Below are 800 nucleotides of genomic sequence, written 5' to 3'. Positions count from 1 at the left end.
GGCGATGTCACGGTAACTTCTTGTGAGGAGGCGCCGGGGTAGACGCCGGCTCATGAACGACGCGCTCATCAGCTACAAACGCCACCGCTTTCCCGCCGAGATCATCGCCCATGCGGTGTGGCTATATTACCGGTTCCCTTTGAGCCTGCGCCTGGTCGAGGAAATGCTGCTGGAGCGCGGCATCGTCGTCTCCTATGAAACGATCCGCCGTTGGGGAAAGAAGTTCGGCCCCGAGTACGTTCGCCGACTGCGCAGGAAGCGGCCCAGCCCCAATGATGTTTGGCACCTGGACGAAGTCCTCATCACCATCGCCGGCAAGAAACATTGGTTGTGGCGGGCTGTCGACCAGGATGGATATGTTCTCGATGAGATCGTCCAGAACCGCCGCAATACCAAGGCCGCCAAGCGCCTGCTCACCAGGCTGCTGAAGAAACAGGGCCTCGCACCAAAGCGCATGATCACCGACAAGCTGCGTTCCTATGGAGCGGCGAAACGGCACGTCATGCCGGATGTCGAGCACCGTGCGCACAAGGGCCTCAACAACAGGGCCGAGAATTCCCACGTGCCGCTGCGAAAGCGGGAGCGGACGATGCAGGGCTTCCGTTCGCCGGGAAGCCTGCAGCGCTTCGTCTCGATCTTCTCAGCCTTCCGTAATCTCTTCGTCCCAGCCCGCTCAAAACGCTCCGCATTTCAGATCCATCTCCATCGCCTCAACGCTATGGCGGAATGGAAAGCTGTGACCCGAGCCCTCGCCTGATATCCCTGTCAGCGGTCCCTTCACGTCCAACCTCAGATAACGT

Annotated in this window: 1 protein-coding gene; it reads left to right on the top strand. The window is 60.1% G+C overall.

Annotated elements, in window-relative coordinates; genetic code table 11:
• Positions 1–52: 52 nt before the first annotated feature.
• Positions 53–757 carry an IS6 family transposase gene (locus DH08_RS30155; protein WP_192182899.1) on the top strand — a complete coding sequence of 235 codons (705 nt, stop codon included), beginning with the start codon at positions 53–55 and terminating at the stop codon, positions 755–757.
• The last annotated feature ends 43 nt before the right edge of the window (positions 758–800 follow it).

Source organism: Mesorhizobium amorphae, assembly GCF_014843845.1.
GTDB classification, from domain to species: Bacteria; Pseudomonadota; Alphaproteobacteria; order Rhizobiales; family Rhizobiaceae; genus Mesorhizobium; species Mesorhizobium amorphae_A.
This window is presented reverse-complemented; position numbering and strand designations above follow the sequence as displayed.

Coding starts and splice junctions, on each gene's coding strand:
- DH08_RS30155 (WP_192182899.1), top strand. CDS start 53: ATGAACGACGCGCTCATCAGCTACAAACGCCACCGCTTTCCCGCCGAG.